Raw genomic sequence first — 15,083 nt, 5'->3', positions numbered from 1 at the left:
CCGGCGATGCGCCGCGTCAGCGGCGCCTTCTGTAAGGGCGTTGTACGGTGCCGACTCCGGCGTTATTTCACCGCCTGCATCAACGGTTTGGGAAACAGGTTCTCCAGCGTCTCGAGCAAGCGGGCGTGATAGATCGGCTTGCGAAACAGGTCGAGTACCTGCAGCCGCAACAGGTCGCTGACATCGTCCATGTCGGCATGCCCGGACATGACGATTACCGGCAAGTGCTGGCGGGCGGTGTGGTCACGTAGGCGCTGGACCAGGCCCAGGCCGCTCTCCTCGGGCATGCGCAGGTCGGTGATCACCAGAGCCACATCGGGATGGCGGGTCAGCTGTTGCAAGGCAGACCTGACCGAAGTGGCGGTGTGACAACAGAAACCTTCGTTTTCCAGCAGCTCGGCCAGCTCCAGCAAGGCCTCCTCCTCGTCGTCCACCAGCAGGATCTGTTGACGCAAGGAAGAGGTCGGCATGCTTGGCTCCGGGCGGTTGGACTACACGTCTCGCTGGCGCGGTGCGGTCACTGGGTGATCGCGGTCTGGATCTTGGTCATGATCTCCGACACTTCGCCCGAAATGGGGGTGACGAAGCCAGCCAGCACCACCGCGACCATGGCCGCGATCACCGCGTATTCGATACCGGAGGCGCCATCCTTGCGCAGGAGGAAGGTCTTCACGTGGAGGAGGATCTGTTGCAGCAGCATGGCACGTCTCCTTGCGCTCGATGGGCGCCGGTCGGAGGGGCTTGATAAGTGATACCCCTTTGCCATCAGAGCATCGCCAAGCCGTGGCGGCCTGCAAATGTAAAAAAGCATTAATCCAAAAGTATTGGTTGGAATTGGCGGCGCTAAGTTTTTGTTTTGTCGGTGCGTCAATTTCGTGGCTCGAAAAAACCAGCACAGGTAATGGCGAAAGATTGCGCCTCAGCTACCGTCCAATAGCGAAATAGTTACTTTTTGCCATCATTGGTCCCGGGCGTAAGGGAGAGCGCAGATGAGCAGTCGCCTGACCATGATCCTCGCCGGCCTGTTCCTGCTCGCGGCCTTGCTCGCGGGGTATTGGGGCCTGCGCTTGAGCCGTCCGCCAGAGCCGGCGCCGACGCCCTTGACCCCGCCTTCCGAGGCTGCCATTCCGGTCGCTGCCGTGCCCGCCGCGCCCCCGGAACCGGCGCGTTCGCCCATCGTTATCCTGCGCAGGGCGGTCGCGGCCAACACCCCCTTGAGCGAGGAGGATGTGCTGCTCGAGCGCCTGCAGGTGGTGCCTGCCGGCGCGTTCCAGCAACTTGACCAGGTGCTTGGGCGCAGCAGTACCCGCCCCCTTGCTGCGGGCAGTTGGCTGGACGAGTCAAGTTTTCAGGCCGGCGGTCCATTGGCGCGGATGATTCGCCCCCACGAACGGGCGGTCGCGGTGGCCATCGACGATGTGATCGGTGCCGCCGGGCAACTGCGCCCAGGCGATTATGTCGACGTGCTGCTGTTCCTGCGTGAAGAAAACAACAACCCGCAATCTTCTGCCCAGGTAGTGCTGCCGGCCTTGCGTGTGCTGAGTGTCGACCAGCAGACGGGCCTGGCCAACGATGGGCGCCCGGCCCAGACCGCCGAAGAGCTCAAGGCCCGGCGAGACCAGCAGACCATCGGTGGCAATCCGGCGCGCACCGTGGGGCTGGCGGTGCCCGAGGCCCTGGCCAGCCGGCTGATGCTGGCGGCCCAGGCCGGCACCCTGCGCCTGGCAGTGCGCAGTGCCGACGAACCGCTGCTGGCGGGGTACTGGTCCGGCCAGGACGCCAGTGCGCAGGTGGAAACGGCCAACCGCAACCTCTATCGCTTCAGCCAGCTGTCCCAGGTGCCCCTGGCCAGCCAGGCGGCGGCCGCGGCAGCTGGCGCGCCGACCATGCAGATCATCCGCGGCGCGCAGAACGGCGACAACAACAAGACTCCCTGAACCGGCAAGGATGCGATCCATGCGTAGTTCTTTGCGTGTTACTCCACGAGGTAACTGGCTGGCCCCGGCGCTGCTGGCCCTGGCCCTGCTCGCACCGACGGCGCAGGCGGCCGCAAAGGGTTGCGCGGCCTTCGGCCAACTGCCCTCGGTCATCGAGATGGACCAGGGCCTGCAGCAAGAGCTGCGCTTGCCGGTGGCCATCACCCGGGCGGCGGTGGGCGAGCCCAAGGTGGCCGATGTCCAGCCCAGCGGCGCGCGGGCCGTGCTGCTCACGGCAGTGGGGCAGGGCACCACCAGCCTCATGCTGTGGACCGACTGCGCTGCCCAGCCGCATCGGGCCATGCTGTTCGTCAAGGGCCGGGCCAGCGCCGACATGGCAGAGGCCGCGCAACTGCCCACGGCCCAGGAGGACCTGCCCGTGCAGGTGCAGGCCGATATTCGCTTCGTTGAAGTGCGCCGCCTGAAATACAAGGAGGCCGGCGCGCGGTTGTTCTTCAAGGGCTCGAACAACAGCCTGATCGGCTCGCCCAATACCGTGCCCAACACCGTGGTGCGCCCCGGCTACGTGCCGGGCGTCGCCACCGGCACCAACCCGGTGACCTACGCCGATGTGCGGCCCGGCATCCCGCTCGACAACGACGTCTTCAACATCGTCTGGGGCGGCGGCAGCAGCCGCTTCCTGGCGATGATCAACGCTTTGGAGAACAGCGGCTTCGCCTACACCCTGGCCCGCCCCAGCCTGACCGTGCTCAGCGGCCTGACCGCGAGCTTCCTGGCCGGTGGCGAGATCCCCATACCGGTGCCCAGCAGCGGCAGCGACAACGTGTCGATCGAGTACAAGGAGTTCGGCGTGCGGCTGGCGCTGACCCCGACCGTGGTCAGCCGCAACCGCATCACCCTCAAGGTGGCGCCCGAGGTCAGCGAGCTCGACTACAACAACGCGGTGGTCATTGCCGGTACCCAGGTGCCGGGCCTGAGCGTGCGCCGCACCGACACCAGCATTTCGCTGGCCGATGGCGAGAGCTTCATCATCAGCGGGCTGATCAGCAGCAACGTGCGTTCGGCCGTGGACAAGATGCCGGGCCTGGGCAACCTGCCGATCATCGGCGCGTTCTTCCGCCAGTCGGCACTCAACCGCGAAGAGACCGAGCTGCTGATGATCGTCACCCCGCACCTGGTCCAGCCGTTGGCCGTCAATGCGCGCCTGCCGGAGCTGCCGGGCGAGGCGCTGCGCACCTACGACCCCAGCTGGGGCCGCCTGTTCTTCATGGAAAACGGCAACTTCGAAGGCCGTGGCGGGTTGTCCCAATGAGCGAAAGCCTGAACCAGACCTACCTGGCCCTGACCCGCAACGACGAAGACCTGCACTGGCTGCAGGGCGCGTTGGCGCCGCTTGGGCAGGTGATCGGCGCCAGCAGTGCGAACCTCGATGAGTTGCTGGCGCTGGTCGACATGACCTTCAGCAACCTGGTGTTCATCGGCCTGGACCGCGAACAGCTGATTGGCCAGTGCGCGTTGATCGAGGGCCTGCTGGAAGCCAAGCCGATGCTGGCCATCGTCGCCCTCGGCGACGGTATGGATAACCAGCTGGTGCTGCACGCCATGCGCGCCGGCGCCCGTGACTTCGTCGCCTACGGCTCGCGCGCCAGCGAGGTGGCGGGGCTGGTGCGGCGCCTGGGCAAACGCTTGCCGACGGCCACCAGCAACCCCAGCCTGGGCGGGCTCACCGTGCTCTATGGCGCCCAGCGCGGCGCCGACGGCGCGCTGCTCACCACCCACCTGGCGCGGGTGGTACAGGAGAGCGGGCAGCAGACCCTGCTGCTCGACCTCGGCCTGCCCCGTGGCGACAGCCTGGCTTTGCTTGGCCTGGAGGCGTCGTTCCATTTCGGCGATGCCCTGCGCCACCTGCGCCGGCTCGACGCCACCCTGATCGACAGCGCCTTCACCCGCGACAAGGGCGGCCTGCGCATCCTCGCCTATGCCGACAGCGACGAGGCCCTGCAACAGTCCAGCGCCGCCGAGCTGCACATGCTCCTCGGCGCCCTGCGCCAGCACTTCCAGCACATCGTCGTGAACCTCACCGGGCAGGCCGACAGCGAGGCGCTGCGGACCCTGGTCAGCCACTGCGACAAGTTGATCGTCTACACCGACCAGAACATCCTCGACTGCCGGCGCAACCTCGACGTGCTCGAGCAGTGGCGCGACCGTGGCATCAAGCTCGAGCACGCCAGCCTGCTGGTGGACCGCTACCTGCGCCAGGTTGCGCCGGATGCCGAGGCCCTGGCCAAGCGCTACGGGCTGCCCCTGCTCAAGGTCATGCCCTACAGCCCGGAAGTGCGCCTGAACGCCAAGAACCAGGGCCTGAGCCTGTTCGAACTGGCCCCGCGTGAAAGCCTTACCCAGGCTCTGCGCGGTCTCGGTGAGCGCCTGGCGCGGCGCTCGGAGAACCTTTCGCCGCCGGGCCAGACCTGGCTGCGCCGGCTGTGGGGCAACCGATGATCAGCGAAGAACCCTTTGGCGGGCCCCGTCACGCGGCCAGTGACCCGCAGGCGCTCAAGCGCGCCTTGCACCGGCACGTGATCGATGCCATCGAGGACAGCGGCCGCAACCTGCTGGAGGGCGCGCGGCCGGTGCTGGCGCAGTTCGTCCTCGAGCAGGTGGGCGACTATGTCGCGCGCCTGCGCCTGGCCCTGTCGCGCTACGAGATGGAGCGCCTGGCCGAGGAGATCGTCGACGAGCTCACCGGTTATGGACCGTTGGAGGTGCTGCTGCGCGACCCGAGCGTCACCGAGATCCTGGTCAACGGCCCGTACCGGGTGTTCGTCGAACGCTCCGGCCTGCTGCAGCAGACCGACCTGCGCTTCATCGACGCGCACCATGTCGAGCGGGTCATGCAGCGCATCCTCGCGCCCCTTGGTCGGCGCCTGGACGAGTCGTCGCCGATGGTCGATGCGCGCATGCCCGATGGCAGCCGGGTCAACGCGATCATCCCGCCGGTGGCCCTGGACGGGCCGTGCCTGTCGATCCGCAAGTTCCGCCAGGACATGCTCAAGAGCGCCGACCTGCTGGCCACCCGGGCCATCGACCAGCCCATCTACGATTTTCTCGAACGCGCCGTGGGCCGGCGCTGCAACATCCTGGTCAGTGGCGGCACCGGCACCGGCAAGACCACCCTGCTCAACATCCTCAGCCAGATGATCGCGCCCCAGGAGCGCCTGGTGACCATCGAGGACGTGGCCGAACTGCAGCTGCACCACCCGCACGTGGTGCGCCTGGAAACTCGCCCGCCGAATGCCGAGGGCCACGGCGAGATCAAGGCCAGCGAGCTGATCCGCAATGCCCTGCGCATGCGCCCCGACCGCATCATCCTCGGCGAGATCCGCGGCGCCGAAGTGCTCGACGTGATGACCGCGATGAACACCGGCCACGACGGTTCGATGAGCACGGTGCACGCCAACACCGCCCAGGACGCCCTGCTGCGCCTGGAGACCCTGGTCGGCCTGACGGGGCGGCAGATTGCCGAGAAGACCCTGCGGCAGATGATCTGCGCCGCGCTGGACGTGGTGATCCAGCTGACCCGCCTGGCCGATGGTCGGCGCTGCGTCAGCGAGGTGCTCGAGGTGGTCGGGGTGCGTGACGACGTGTATGTCACCAACACCTTGTTCCGCCTGGACCGGCGCAGTGGCGAGGGCTTTCTGCGCGAGGCGCCGAACCCCGCCGGCGGCAAGCTGCGCCACGAAGGGGTGCTGTGATGGGCCCGCTGCTGCTGGCGCTGTCGCCCCTGTGCCTGGGCATGGCCTTGCTGCTCTGGCGTCTCGGCCTGTACAAGCGCGGCGAGGAACGCATCCTCGAACGCCTGGGCCGGGCCTACCGTGTCGTGCGCAGCGGTAAGGCCCGGCGTGACTGGCTCGACCCGTTGCTGCAGCGTGCCGGCCTTGCCCATGCCGATTTTTCCCCGCGCCCCTGGCTGCTGGGCTGGCTGGCGCTGGCCCTGCTCGCCGGCCTGCTGGCCGGCTGGGTGGCGGCGCTGATGGTGCTGGCGGGCCTCCCTTTGCTCGGCCACCTGTATCTGAGTTGGCGCTGTCGGCGTCGCCTGCAGCAGATCGTCCAGCAATTGCCCGGCCTGCTCGACTACAGCGTGCGCAGCCTCAAGGCCGGACGCACCCTCAACGAGGCGGTGCTCGGCGGCGTCGACAGCACCCGCGAGCCGTTGCGCTCGGCAATGTTGCGGGTGCGGCGCAACGTGCAGCTCGGTGTGCCGCTGGAGGATGCCGTCAGCGAATTCGCCGAACTCTACGGCCAGGCCGAGCTGCGCATGTTCGCCCTGGGATTGCGCATCAACCAGCGCCACGGCGGCAACGCCAGCGAACTGATGGAGAACCTGATCAAGCTGATCCGCGAACACGAGCAGGGCGACCGGCAACTGCGCGCCATGACCGGCGAGACCCGCATCACCGCGTGGATCCTCGGAGCGCTGCCGCTGGTGATGGTCGGCTACTTCCTGTTCGCCAACCCCACCTACCTGCTGGCCATGTGGCGTGATGCCAGCGGCCAGATGATGCTGCTGTTCGCCTTTGTCATGCAGGCGGTCGGCTGCCTGGTGCTGTGGCGCATGATGAGGAGCCTGTGACCATGGCCCTGATGCTCAGCGCCCTGTGCCTGTTCGCCGCGTTCGCCCTGCTGGCCACGCAGGCCATCGGCCAGTGGCGCGCTCGCCAGCGCGTGGCGCGGCGCCTGCAGGGGCGGCTGGACCGCGACGAGCGCCTCGGCGACTGGTTGCAGTGGCTGGGCAGCAGCCCGTGGGGGCGGCGCCTGCAACGGCTGGACGGCGAGACCCAGGCGCTGCTCGACCGCCTGGGCTGGCGACGCAGCCGGCAACGCGCACTGTTCGCCGCCGTGCAATTGGGCTTGCCGGTGCTGGCAGTGGGCATGGCGCTGCTGTTGGCCCATGGCCTGCCCGGGGAAAACCGTGGGCACTGGGGAGTGCTGTTGCTTTGTGCGCTGGGCGCGGGCTACCTGTTGCCCAAGCGCCTGCTGGTCGTGGCGGCGGCCCGGCGCCAGCGGCGGATCGCTGAGGAGGTGAGCCTGCTCATCCCGTTGCTGCGCATCCTCTTCGAAACCGGGCTGGCGGTGGAGCAGGCCCTGCGCGTGCTGGCCCTGGAAGGCCGCAGCCTGGTGCCAAACATCAGCGACGAGTTGCGCCTGGTGTTGCAGCGGGTCGATTCCGGCCTGGCCCTGGGCCCGGAGCTGGAAAAGACCGCGCGCCTGCTGGCGGTGGACGAGTTCATCGACACCTGCGTCATCCTCCAGCAACTGCTGGTGCAGGGCAGTGGCTCGATGAAGTCGCTTCTGGCACTCAAGGAACTGCTCGACGACCGCCGCTTGACCGGCCTGCAGGAGCGAGTGTCGAAGATGTCGGCGAAGATGTCGGCGGTGATGATGGTGTTTCTGTTCCCGGCCCTGCTCATTGTCCTGGCCGGGCCGGGGTTTTCCGCCCTGGCGCGGGCCTTGGGCTCATGAGCGCCGGAACATTCGGGCATTGATAGGGGAGACGCGCAATGAAAGCCATCCTGACGTTCATCAGCCTGCTGCTGCTCGGCGGCTGCGCCGGGCAGCCCCCCGAAGGCCTGGCACGCCTGCTGGGCGGCGGCACCTGTGGCAAGCCCGATGCCGACCAGCAGTTGAGCCTGGACATGGCCGACCAGATGATCAGCGAAGGCCGCCCGCACGCCGGGCTGGCCCACCTGGAGCAGTTGCCCGAGCAGCTCGAGCAGGTGCGTCTGCGCAAGGCCAAGGTGCTGCGCCTGCTCGGGCGCCCCGAGGCCGAACCGCTTTACCGCAGCCTGCTCGGCGGCTGCCTGGCCGCCGAAGGCGAGCACGGCCTGGGGCAACTGGCCTCGGCCCGTGGCGACGACACCCAGGCCCTGCGCAACCTGCAACGGGCGGCGCGGCTGGCGCCCACCGACGAGAAGGTGCGCAACGACCTGGGCGTGGTGCAGATGAATCTGGGCAATCACGAACAGGCGCGTTTCGAGTTTCTGACCGCCATCGAGCTCAAGGACGATAACCCGCTGCCGGCCGTCAACCTGGTGACCCTGTCGCTGGTGCAGGACAACTGGCGCCAGGCGGAGGACCTGGTCAATCGCCTGCACCTGAAGCCCGAGCAGTTCGCCGAGGCCCAGGCCCGGGCGCAGCGCATTCTTGCCAACGGGCGTGGCCCGCTGGCCGCCACCGAATCCCCGGCCGCGGCCATCAACTGAGCGGAGGTGAACATGTTCAAGCCCTGGATCGTCCTCGCCTGCCTGGCCGCGCCACTGTCGGCGCTGGCCGAGGACCCGCCGCGCCAGCCGCGCCCGCAGACCGCCACCGAAGCCCTGTTGCAGGTGCAGGCGAGCAACCGCCAGGCCTCCAGCGTGCGCCAGGTGCAGACCGACAAGGAGCGCGACCAGGCCATGCAGCGCTGGCTGGACAGCTACAAGTATCCGATCCCGGATTTCTACCGCTGGACCAAGATCAGTTCGTCGAACAATTGAGTGCCTGATCGCGGCCTGGCCCCGCGATCAGAATCAAGGCATTCAATGGGTGGTAAAGCGCTGATGCACTGGCGAAGAGCGTGGGGTCAGCGCCAGCGCCAGTTGCGTGCGGTTGTGCATGTGGGTCAGGCGCAGCACCTGGGAAACGTACAGCTTCACCGTGTTTTCGGTGATGCCCAGTTCGCAGGCGATCTGGTAGTTGGTCTTGCCCTTGCTCACCAGCCGGGCGACTTCCAGTTGCCGCGGTGACAGCTTCTCGAACGCCGCCGGCAGCTCCGGCTCGCCTTCCTCGCTATCGCCGGCGCGCCGATGGGCGCCTTGGCCCCGGGCTTTCTCCAGGTCCTGGTAGAGGTCGTCGATGGACTCGGCCAGCTCCTGCAGGCGTTGGTTGAGGCTGCCCAGTTCGCGGAAGTTGCGCCGCCGCTCCAGCAGCGCGGCTTCCTGCCGGCGCACGCCTTCGAGCAACTCTTCCAGGTTCATGGGTTTCTGGTAGTAGTCCGCAAAGCCCTCGCGCAGGGCGCGGATAACGTCCTGCTTGTCGGCGCGGCCGGTCAGCATGATCGCCTCGAACATGCGCTGCGGCCCGGCGATCTGCTTCAACGTGCGCACCAGTTCGATGCCATCGCGTTCGGGCATGTGCAGGTCACACAGGATCAGGCCGATGGTTTCGTCCGCCTTGAAGCAGTCGATGCCCTGGCCGGTGGAGTGGGCGGGGACACAACGGTAGCCCTCGCTTTCGAGGAATTCGCACAACTCTTCGACGATCACTGGCTGGTCGTCGACCACCAGCACTTTCACCTCACTGACGGGTTTGTTCACGATCAACTCCCTGTTGTATCGGCCCTGCTCCCGGGCCAGACGCTCTGGCAGTTAGAAAAGTAGTCGCACTTTGCCGTTATGTACATCGTTCCTACTCCAGAATCCGACCCTTCGGTCGTTTATTGGATCCATACCGCTGTCAGCAGGAAGCCAGCAAGCACGTAGGGGGCAAAGGGCTGCTTGTCGCCGACCTGTTCGGCCAGCGCCTGCAGGCGCTTCTTCACCTTGGGGTTGAGCAGGGTCCACAGGCGCCGGCGGCCGAACATCCAGGCCAGGACGGTGACCCCGGCGCCGATGAAGGTACCGAGCACGTACTGCGGGCTGGTGGCCAGCGCCAGGGCGCCCATCAGTTTCACGTCGCCGGCGCCGAATCGGCCGAGCATGTAGCCGGGCAGGGTCAGCAGCATGACGATGGCCAGGCCCCAGCCGGCCTCGCTGGCGTCGGCGCCGATCCAGCTGCGTCCGGTGGCGAACAGCCAGGCCAGGGCGCACGCCGCGACGCCCAGGGTCAGGGCGTTGGAGATTTGTCGTTCACGGACATCTTGTTCGGTGCACAAGGCAAGCCACAGCAGGAGAACAATGCTTTGCATTGGCAAATTGCCATCCCTATTCGTTGAACGGTTCTATGCTTTCAGACAGGTCTCACAGTCAGGGTAGACGCGAACATGAAAGCAGGCCCGGCGGGACAACAAAAAGGCGCGGCTGCCATCGAGTTTGTCGCGGTATTCATGGTGTTTTTCGCGGTGTTCTACGGCCTGGTCAGCTACGCCTTGCCAATGCTCATGCTGCAGTCGTTCAACCAGGCCAGCAGCGAAGCGGTGCGCCGTTGCGTGGCCGTGGACCCGAGCAGCCAGACCTACGAGCTGGATGTGCAGGGGCTGGCCCGCCAGGTGATCGGCCAGCAACTGGCGTGGATGCCCAATGCGCTGGGCTTCAATGTGAACACCGATACCCGGGTCACCGTGGGCACGGACAAGGTGCTGACGGTGGTGATCGACTATCCCCGCGAACGCCTCAATCGGGTCTTGCCGACCCTGCTGCTGCCGGTGATCGGTGATGTGCCCAAGCTGCCCGCGCGGCTGCAGGCCCAGGCGAGCCTGCAACTGTGAGTGGCGGTCTGTTCGACCGCTGGTTCGCCGCGCCGGCTCCTGCCCAGGCGCCCGAGGCGACACCCGCCGTCGGCCTGCAACTGTGGCTCGACGACCAGGCGCGGGTGCTGCGCCTGGCCGGCCCGCTGCGCAGCTTGCTGGCATTGCCCGGCCAGGCTGGCGCACGGGTGCACGACTACCTTGAGCGACACAGCTGGCTGGTGCTCGAAGGCCATCCCGCGGACTGGCAGGGGCAGCCACTGGACCTGGATTTCCATACGGTCATGGGCCACGCCCTGCACACCCGTGGCTGGCTGCAACGCCACGAGCAGGGCTGGATGCTGCAACTGTTCGACATCGGCGACCTGCTCCGCGAACAGCGCTGGGATCGCCAGCGACCGCTGCTCGGAGAGATCGGCCATGCCCTGCGCGAATGCGGCGCCGAGCGCCTGGCGCAGACGGTGCGCGAGCAGTTGCGTAGCCTGACTGAACACTGGCAGGCCGCCGCGCTGCGCCTGGTTCTGCGCGAGCCGGGCGGCTGGCGCCACTTTGCCAGCAGCGATGATGCCTGGCCCTGGCCCGATGATCGTCGGTTGCGGGACAGGCTGGACCAGTGGCCGGCCCAGACCCTGATCGAGGTGCGCGACGACCCTGATCTGCTCGCCCTGTGCGGAGGCGCCTCGCTGTTCCTGGTGCCCTATCGGCAAGGGCTGGAGGCCGAGGCCTGGATGTTGTGCGCCGGGGCGCGCCAGGTGCCTGCGGTCGACATGGCCCTGGCCCTGGTGCGCAGCCTGACCGAGCCGCTGCTGGTACGGCATCGCCGCCAGCAACTGCAGCACCAGGCCCATCACCTCGACGACCTGCAGCAGCAGTTGGGCGCGGGGTGGTGGGAGTGGCCGGCGCACGGCGACCTGCAGTTGGACCCGGCCCTGGCCGCAGCCCTTGGTTTCGACAGCCGGGTCGGCCAGGCCCAGTGGCTTGCCCGCCTGCACCCGGCCGACCGCGAGCCCGCGCAGCTGGCCCTGGACCAGGCCCGTGACGGGCAGGCGTTGAGCCTGGGCGTGCGTCTGCTGGACCGTGACCCGCTCGCGGCGCCGCGCTGGTTCCATTGGGCCGGCCAGGGCCGGGGCGGCCAGTTGCGCGGTTTCCTGCTCGATATCAGTGCCCTCAAGGCCCAGGAGCAACAGGCTGGCGCGGCCCGGGCGCGGCTGGAGAACCTGATTGCCCGCTCACCCGCGGTGATCTATGTGCAACGCTATGCCGAGGGCGCGCTGCACAGCGATTTCTACAGTGCCAGCCTGGCGCCGTTGCTGGGTTGGGAGGCCGACGGCGAACTCGCCCGCCAGCCGGGCCTTGCGGTACATCCCGACGACCGTCCACTGTGGCTGGAGCGCACCCGCAGCCTGCTGCGCGATGGCCTGGTGCGTTGCCGCTATCGCCTGCGCGACCACCTCGGTGGTTACCACTGGATGCTCGACGAGGCCCGCCTGCTGCGTGACGACTTGGGTCAGCCGCTGGAGGTGGTCGGCCTGTGGCTGGACGTCAGCGAAGCCACCGAGGCCGCCGAGCGCATGCGCCAGAGCGAGGAACGCTACCGGGTGCTGGTGGAGGACTCGCCGGCGATGATCTGCCGCTATCGCCCGGACCTCAGCGTGCTGTTCGGCAATCGCCCGCTGGCCGATTACCTGGGTTGCACGCCCGAGCAGTTGCAGGGCGCGGACCTGGGGCAATGGTTGTCCGCCGACCAGCGCGAGGGATTCATCCAGCGCCTGCGGGCACTGACGCCCGAGCAACCGGTGAGCAGCGCGGAGATCTGCCTGCAGTTGCCTGGCCGTGAGCATGCCTGGTGGGTCTGGGCCGACCGCGGCATGTTCGACGGCGAAGGCCGCCTGCTCGAGGTCCAGGCCGTGGGCCGTGACAACACCGAGGTGCGGCGCAGCCAGCAGCAGCTGTTGCAGGGGGCCAAGATGGCTACCCTCGGCGAGTTGGCCACCGGCCTGCTGCACGAGATCAACCAGCCGCTCAACGTGATGCGCATGGCGGTGGTCAATGCGCTCAAACGCCTGGAGAACGGCGCCGCCGATCCGGCCTACCTGGAGGACAAGTTGCGTCGTATCGAGGCGCAGGTAGAGCGCGCGGCCCGGCTGGTCGAGCACATGCGCGTGTATGGCCGGCGTTCGACGGTCGAGCGCGAGCGCTTCGCCGCCTGGTGCGCGGTGCAGGGCGCCCATGCATTGCTGGAGGAGGGCCTGCGCGGCAAGGGCGTGGCGCTGCAGCTGGAATCGCCCGAGGCGATGCCACAGGTGCTCGGGCATCAGGACCAGCTGGAGCAGGTGCTGATCAACCTGATGGTCAACGCCCGCGATGCCTTGCTGGAGCAGCAGGTGGCGCAGCCATGGATCCGCGTGCGCCAGGTACTGCATGGCGAGCGGCTGTGGCTGCTGGTGGAGGATAATGCCGGCGGCATCGATGCGCGGCTTCACGAGCGGATCTTCGAACCCTTTTTCACCACCAAGCCGGCTGGTGTCGGCACCGGCCTGGGGCTATCGGTCAGCCATGGCATCGTCAGCCAGATGGGCGGCGAACTGACGGTGAGCAATACGCCTGGGGGCGCGTGCTTCTGCATCGAGCTGCCGGTTCACTGCACCAGTTGAGCGTGGCCGCTGGAGCAACTGAGGTTGGCGCCGACCTCGGCGCTGGCCAGATCGATGCCCAGCACCTTGAGCAAGCCGTTGACCAGTGGATCGAGCAGCGGGCTGAGCAGGTTCCTGATGATCGGCTCGAGGATGTTCTTCACCCCATCCAGCAGGCCGGCGGTGAGCACCAGCACCTGGCCGAGGCCACTGTTGGCAGTGGGTCTGTAGGCTTCCAGATGTACTCCCGCAAGCGTGCCGGACAGACTGCCCACCACCTGGCCCTGGTCGCTATCCATGGGCTGGAACATCGGATCCTGGCCGATAGTGCGTGGGGCATGGTCGCCGGCGAAGACCAATGGTTTTTCCGTCGGGCTGCTGCCGAGCAGCTTGGTGTCCACCCGCAGGCCGATACCGCCGCCGGCATAGGGCACGCGTGTACCGCAGGAAGGCGGCAGGATCAGCAGGCGGCTGCAGACATTGGTGCCGATATCGATTACCGGCAGGGCCTGCACTTTCACTAGGTCAGGCCCATTGCTGAGGAACTCGGCCGGTGAGTCGAACTTGCCGATCGCGATCCTCGCCGCCGAGCGCTGGGTGAGAGTGGTCAGGCTCTTGGGCGCGCAGCTGTAGTTGTCGGGTGGTGCCGGGCGCAGGCGGCTGGTGCCTTCGGCCACTTCGATGCCGATGTCGATGTGCACCTGGCTGTCCAGCAGCTTGATGTCGCTGACCTTGCACGGGATGCCCAGGGCGCAGGTCAGCGACTGCACGGTGCCCAGCAGGTTCAGGCTGAGCAGGTTGTTGAGCACGTTGGTCAAGGGCGCCGCCAGGTCCAGCACGGCATTGAGCAACCCGGCGATGCCGGTCAGCAGGGGCAGGTCCAGTGATACCAGCGCGCGGATCTGCGCGGTATGGACGCGCAACTCATCGCTGCGCGGGTCGCCCACGGCGGAGTTCTGCGGGGGCTGGATCACCTTCAGATACACGCGGCCGTTGATCAGACCCAGCACGGTGATGGGGATCTCGGCGTTCACCGCTTGCCGATTAGCCGCCAGTTGAATCATGGCCTGGACCAGTTGCAGCAGTTGCACGTTCGCGTCCAGGCCGGCCTGGACGGTGCCGGTCTGCAGGTTGAGTAATTGTCCAACGGTGATCGGCCCTTTGAGGTCCGCGGCGAGTTTGAGCAGATTGCCGGTCACCTCCACGGCGGCGCCGCTTTGCTGCAGTACCTTGACGGCGACGTCCAGCAGCTTGTCGGCGGTGGTCTGGAGGTTCAGCAGTTGCTGGTAGTCGCCCAGGTTCAGGTGCAGGTCGGTGGACAGTGCGTCGAGGTAATCGAGCAGGTTGAGCTGGGTATCGGCGATGCCTTGCCAGCCCAGCACGGTGAGTTGGGTGCTGGCGCCGATGGCCTTCAACAGGGCGTTGAGAATGGCCGACTGCATCGAACTGACCTGCAGCAGTGTGCTGCGAATGCTCAGCATTGCCTGGGGCGGCCCAGGGTTGGCGGCCACCGCGCTGGCGCGCAGGGTGGTGGTGCGGGCGATGGCACCGCCCTGCACCAGCGCGTAGATGCCACCGGCAAAGCTGGTGACCACCACATTGCTGACCTCGACCTTGATCGCCTCGTTGCGCTGATTATCGGCAGTGAAGGTGCGCAGGTTGTCATTGCCGGTGCGCAGGTAGCCACAGCTGGCGATCAACGGGTTGAGCGGCGAATGGCCGTTGCGGGTGGCGGCTGTTCGGGCCAGGGTGGATGCCTGCGGGCCGCTGCCGGTGCAGGCGCCGTCATGCTCGGCGGCTTCCAGCGCAGCCATGTCGGCGATGCGTTGCAGCTTGCGTTGTTCGAGGTAGAGGCGGCCGCTGTCGACGGTCAGGAGCATGAACACCAGGGCCAGGCCCATGGTCAGCGCGGCCATCAGGCCGATCGCGCCGCGTTGGCGCACAACGGAACGGGGAACCACGGGCACTCCTTTGCCGGCCTGGGGCCCGGCAGCGTGGCGGCGGTGCAAGGAGTGTAGTCAAGGTGATGGCAAGTTGCCTTGATCGAAGTGCCCTGCCCCAGCGGCGCATCGC

The 15,083-nt window shown here is 67.3% G+C and carries 15 protein-coding genes; 10 read left to right on the top strand and 5 right to left on the bottom strand.

Going from position 1 to position 15,083, the window contains the following annotated elements:
* Nucleotides 1-62: 62 nt before the first annotated feature.
* Nucleotides 63-470, bottom strand: a complete 408-nt coding sequence (locus LU688_RS23810; protein WP_023632522.1) for a response regulator — start codon at nt 468-470, stop codon at nt 63-65.
* Between the two features lie 47 nt (nt 471-517).
* Entirely contained in the window at nt 518-700 is a 183-nt protein-coding gene (locus tag LU688_RS23805; RefSeq protein ID WP_023632521.1) for a Flp family type IVb pilin, read from the bottom strand.
* Between the two features lie 289 nt (nt 701-989).
* Between LU688_RS23805 and cpaB the strand changes: the two genes are divergently transcribed.
* Genes cpaB through LU688_RS23765 form a run of 8 tightly spaced genes read left to right on the top strand, consistent with a single transcriptional unit; the run spans nt 990 to nt 8,470 of the window.
* Nucleotides 990-1,937 (top strand): Flp pilus assembly protein CpaB, encoded by a 948-nt coding sequence (cpaB, locus tag LU688_RS23800; RefSeq protein WP_038706840.1) that lies wholly within the window; start codon nt 990-992, stop codon nt 1,935-1,937.
* A 19-nt stretch (nt 1,938-1,956) separates the two neighbouring features.
* A complete protein-coding gene (locus LU688_RS23795; protein WP_052062228.1) occupies nt 1,957-3,249 on the top strand; it encodes a type II and III secretion system protein family protein in 1,293 nt (430 codons plus the stop codon).
* The gene (locus LU688_RS23790) at nt 3,246-4,436 is read left to right on the top strand and encodes a CpaE/TadZ family protein (protein ID WP_038706839.1); all 1,191 of its coding nucleotides are present in this window, start codon (nt 3,246-3,248) and stop codon (nt 4,434-4,436) included. The genes LU688_RS23795 and LU688_RS23790 overlap by 4 nt, the downstream gene beginning before the upstream one ends.
* Nucleotides 4,433-5,689 carry a TadA family conjugal transfer-associated ATPase gene (locus tag LU688_RS23785; protein WP_038706838.1) on the top strand — a complete coding sequence of 419 codons (1,257 nt, stop codon included), beginning with the start codon at nt 4,433-4,435 and terminating at the stop codon, nt 5,687-5,689. Before LU688_RS23790 ends, LU688_RS23785 begins: the two co-directional genes overlap by 4 nt.
* The gene (locus LU688_RS23780; protein ID WP_160290623.1) at nt 5,686-6,567 is read left to right on the top strand and encodes a type II secretion system F family protein; all 882 of its coding nucleotides are present in this window, start codon (nt 5,686-5,688) and stop codon (nt 6,565-6,567) included. Before LU688_RS23785 ends, LU688_RS23780 begins: the two co-directional genes overlap by 4 nt.
* A 2-nt stretch (nt 6,568-6,569) precedes the next feature.
* Nucleotides 6,570-7,457 (top strand): type II secretion system F family protein, encoded by an 888-nt coding sequence (locus tag LU688_RS23775; RefSeq protein ID WP_104444882.1) that lies wholly within the window; start codon nt 6,570-6,572, stop codon nt 7,455-7,457.
* 38 nt (nt 7,458-7,495) lie between these two features.
* Nucleotides 7,496-8,197 carry a tetratricopeptide repeat protein gene (locus tag LU688_RS23770; protein ID WP_094012497.1) on the top strand — a complete coding sequence of 234 codons (702 nt, stop codon included), beginning with the start codon at nt 7,496-7,498 and terminating at the stop codon, nt 8,195-8,197.
* Between the two features lie 12 nt (nt 8,198-8,209).
* Nucleotides 8,210-8,470 (top strand): DUF3613 domain-containing protein, encoded by a 261-nt coding sequence (locus LU688_RS23765; protein WP_038706834.1) that lies wholly within the window; start codon nt 8,210-8,212, stop codon nt 8,468-8,470.
* 42 nt (nt 8,471-8,512) lie between these two features.
* On the opposite strand, the gene LU688_RS23760 is transcribed toward LU688_RS23765, so the two are convergent.
* Both LU688_RS23760 and LU688_RS23755 read right to left on the bottom strand, forming a co-directional pair.
* Nucleotides 8,513-9,295, bottom strand: a complete 783-nt coding sequence (locus tag LU688_RS23760; protein ID WP_201754850.1) for a response regulator — start codon at nt 9,293-9,295, stop codon at nt 8,513-8,515.
* Nucleotides 9,296-9,408: 113 nt separating this feature from the next.
* Nucleotides 9,409-9,879 (bottom strand): A24 family peptidase, encoded by a 471-nt coding sequence (locus LU688_RS23755; RefSeq protein WP_038706832.1) that lies wholly within the window; start codon nt 9,877-9,879, stop codon nt 9,409-9,411.
* A gap of 75 nt (nt 9,880-9,954) precedes the next feature.
* On the opposite strand from LU688_RS23755, the gene LU688_RS23750 reads away from it, so the two are divergent.
* Together LU688_RS23750 and LU688_RS23745 are read left to right on the top strand one after the other, a co-directional pair.
* Nucleotides 9,955-10,398, top strand: a complete 444-nt coding sequence (locus LU688_RS23750) for a TadE family protein (protein ID WP_023632045.1) — start codon at nt 9,955-9,957, stop codon at nt 10,396-10,398.
* Nucleotides 10,395-13,031, top strand: coding sequence for a PAS domain-containing sensor histidine kinase (locus LU688_RS23745; protein WP_232888280.1), 2,637 nt, complete (start codon nt 10,395-10,397; stop codon nt 13,029-13,031). Before LU688_RS23750 ends, LU688_RS23745 begins: the two co-directional genes overlap by 4 nt.
* Here the strand turns inward: LU688_RS23745 and LU688_RS23740 are convergent.
* Nucleotides 13,016-14,971 (bottom strand): pilus assembly protein TadG-related protein, encoded by a 1,956-nt coding sequence (locus LU688_RS23740; protein ID WP_232888279.1) that lies wholly within the window; start codon nt 14,969-14,971, stop codon nt 13,016-13,018. The two genes, LU688_RS23745 and LU688_RS23740, sit on opposite strands and share 16 nt — an antisense overlap.
* Nucleotides 14,972-15,083: the final 112 nt, after the last annotated feature.

This window comes from Pseudomonas soli, from assembly GCF_021283165.2.
Classification (GTDB): Bacteria; Pseudomonadota; Gammaproteobacteria; order Pseudomonadales; family Pseudomonadaceae; genus Aquipseudomonas; species Aquipseudomonas soli.
The sequence above is the reverse complement of the archived record's forward strand: the minus strand, read 5'-3'. Positions and strand labels throughout refer to the sequence as shown.

Excerpts from the sequence above, each read along its gene's own strand:
- LU688_RS23810 (WP_023632522.1), bottom strand. The coding sequence starts at position 470 with ATGCCGACCTCTTCCTTGCGTCAACAGATCCTGCTGGTGGACGACGAG.
- LU688_RS23805 (WP_023632521.1), bottom strand. The coding sequence starts at position 700 with ATGCTGCTGCAACAGATCCTCCTCCACGTGAAGACCTTCCTCCTGCGC.
- cpaB (WP_038706840.1), top strand. The coding sequence starts at position 990 with ATGAGCAGTCGCCTGACCATGATCCTCGCCGGCCTGTTCCTGCTCGCG.
- LU688_RS23795 (WP_052062228.1), top strand. The coding sequence starts at position 1,957 with ATGCGTAGTTCTTTGCGTGTTACTCCACGAGGTAACTGGCTGGCCCCG.
- LU688_RS23790 (WP_038706839.1), top strand. The coding sequence starts at position 3,246 with ATGAGCGAAAGCCTGAACCAGACCTACCTGGCCCTGACCCGCAACGAC.
- LU688_RS23785 (WP_038706838.1), top strand. The coding sequence starts at position 4,433 with ATGATCAGCGAAGAACCCTTTGGCGGGCCCCGTCACGCGGCCAGTGAC.
- LU688_RS23775 (WP_104444882.1), top strand. The coding sequence starts at position 6,570 with ATGGCCCTGATGCTCAGCGCCCTGTGCCTGTTCGCCGCGTTCGCCCTG.
- LU688_RS23770 (WP_094012497.1), top strand. The coding sequence starts at position 7,496 with ATGAAAGCCATCCTGACGTTCATCAGCCTGCTGCTGCTCGGCGGCTGC.
- LU688_RS23765 (WP_038706834.1), top strand. The coding sequence starts at position 8,210 with ATGTTCAAGCCCTGGATCGTCCTCGCCTGCCTGGCCGCGCCACTGTCG.
- LU688_RS23755 (WP_038706832.1), bottom strand. The coding sequence starts at position 9,879 with ATGCAAAGCATTGTTCTCCTGCTGTGGCTTGCCTTGTGCACCGAACAA.
- LU688_RS23750 (WP_023632045.1), top strand. The coding sequence starts at position 9,955 with ATGAAAGCAGGCCCGGCGGGACAACAAAAAGGCGCGGCTGCCATCGAG.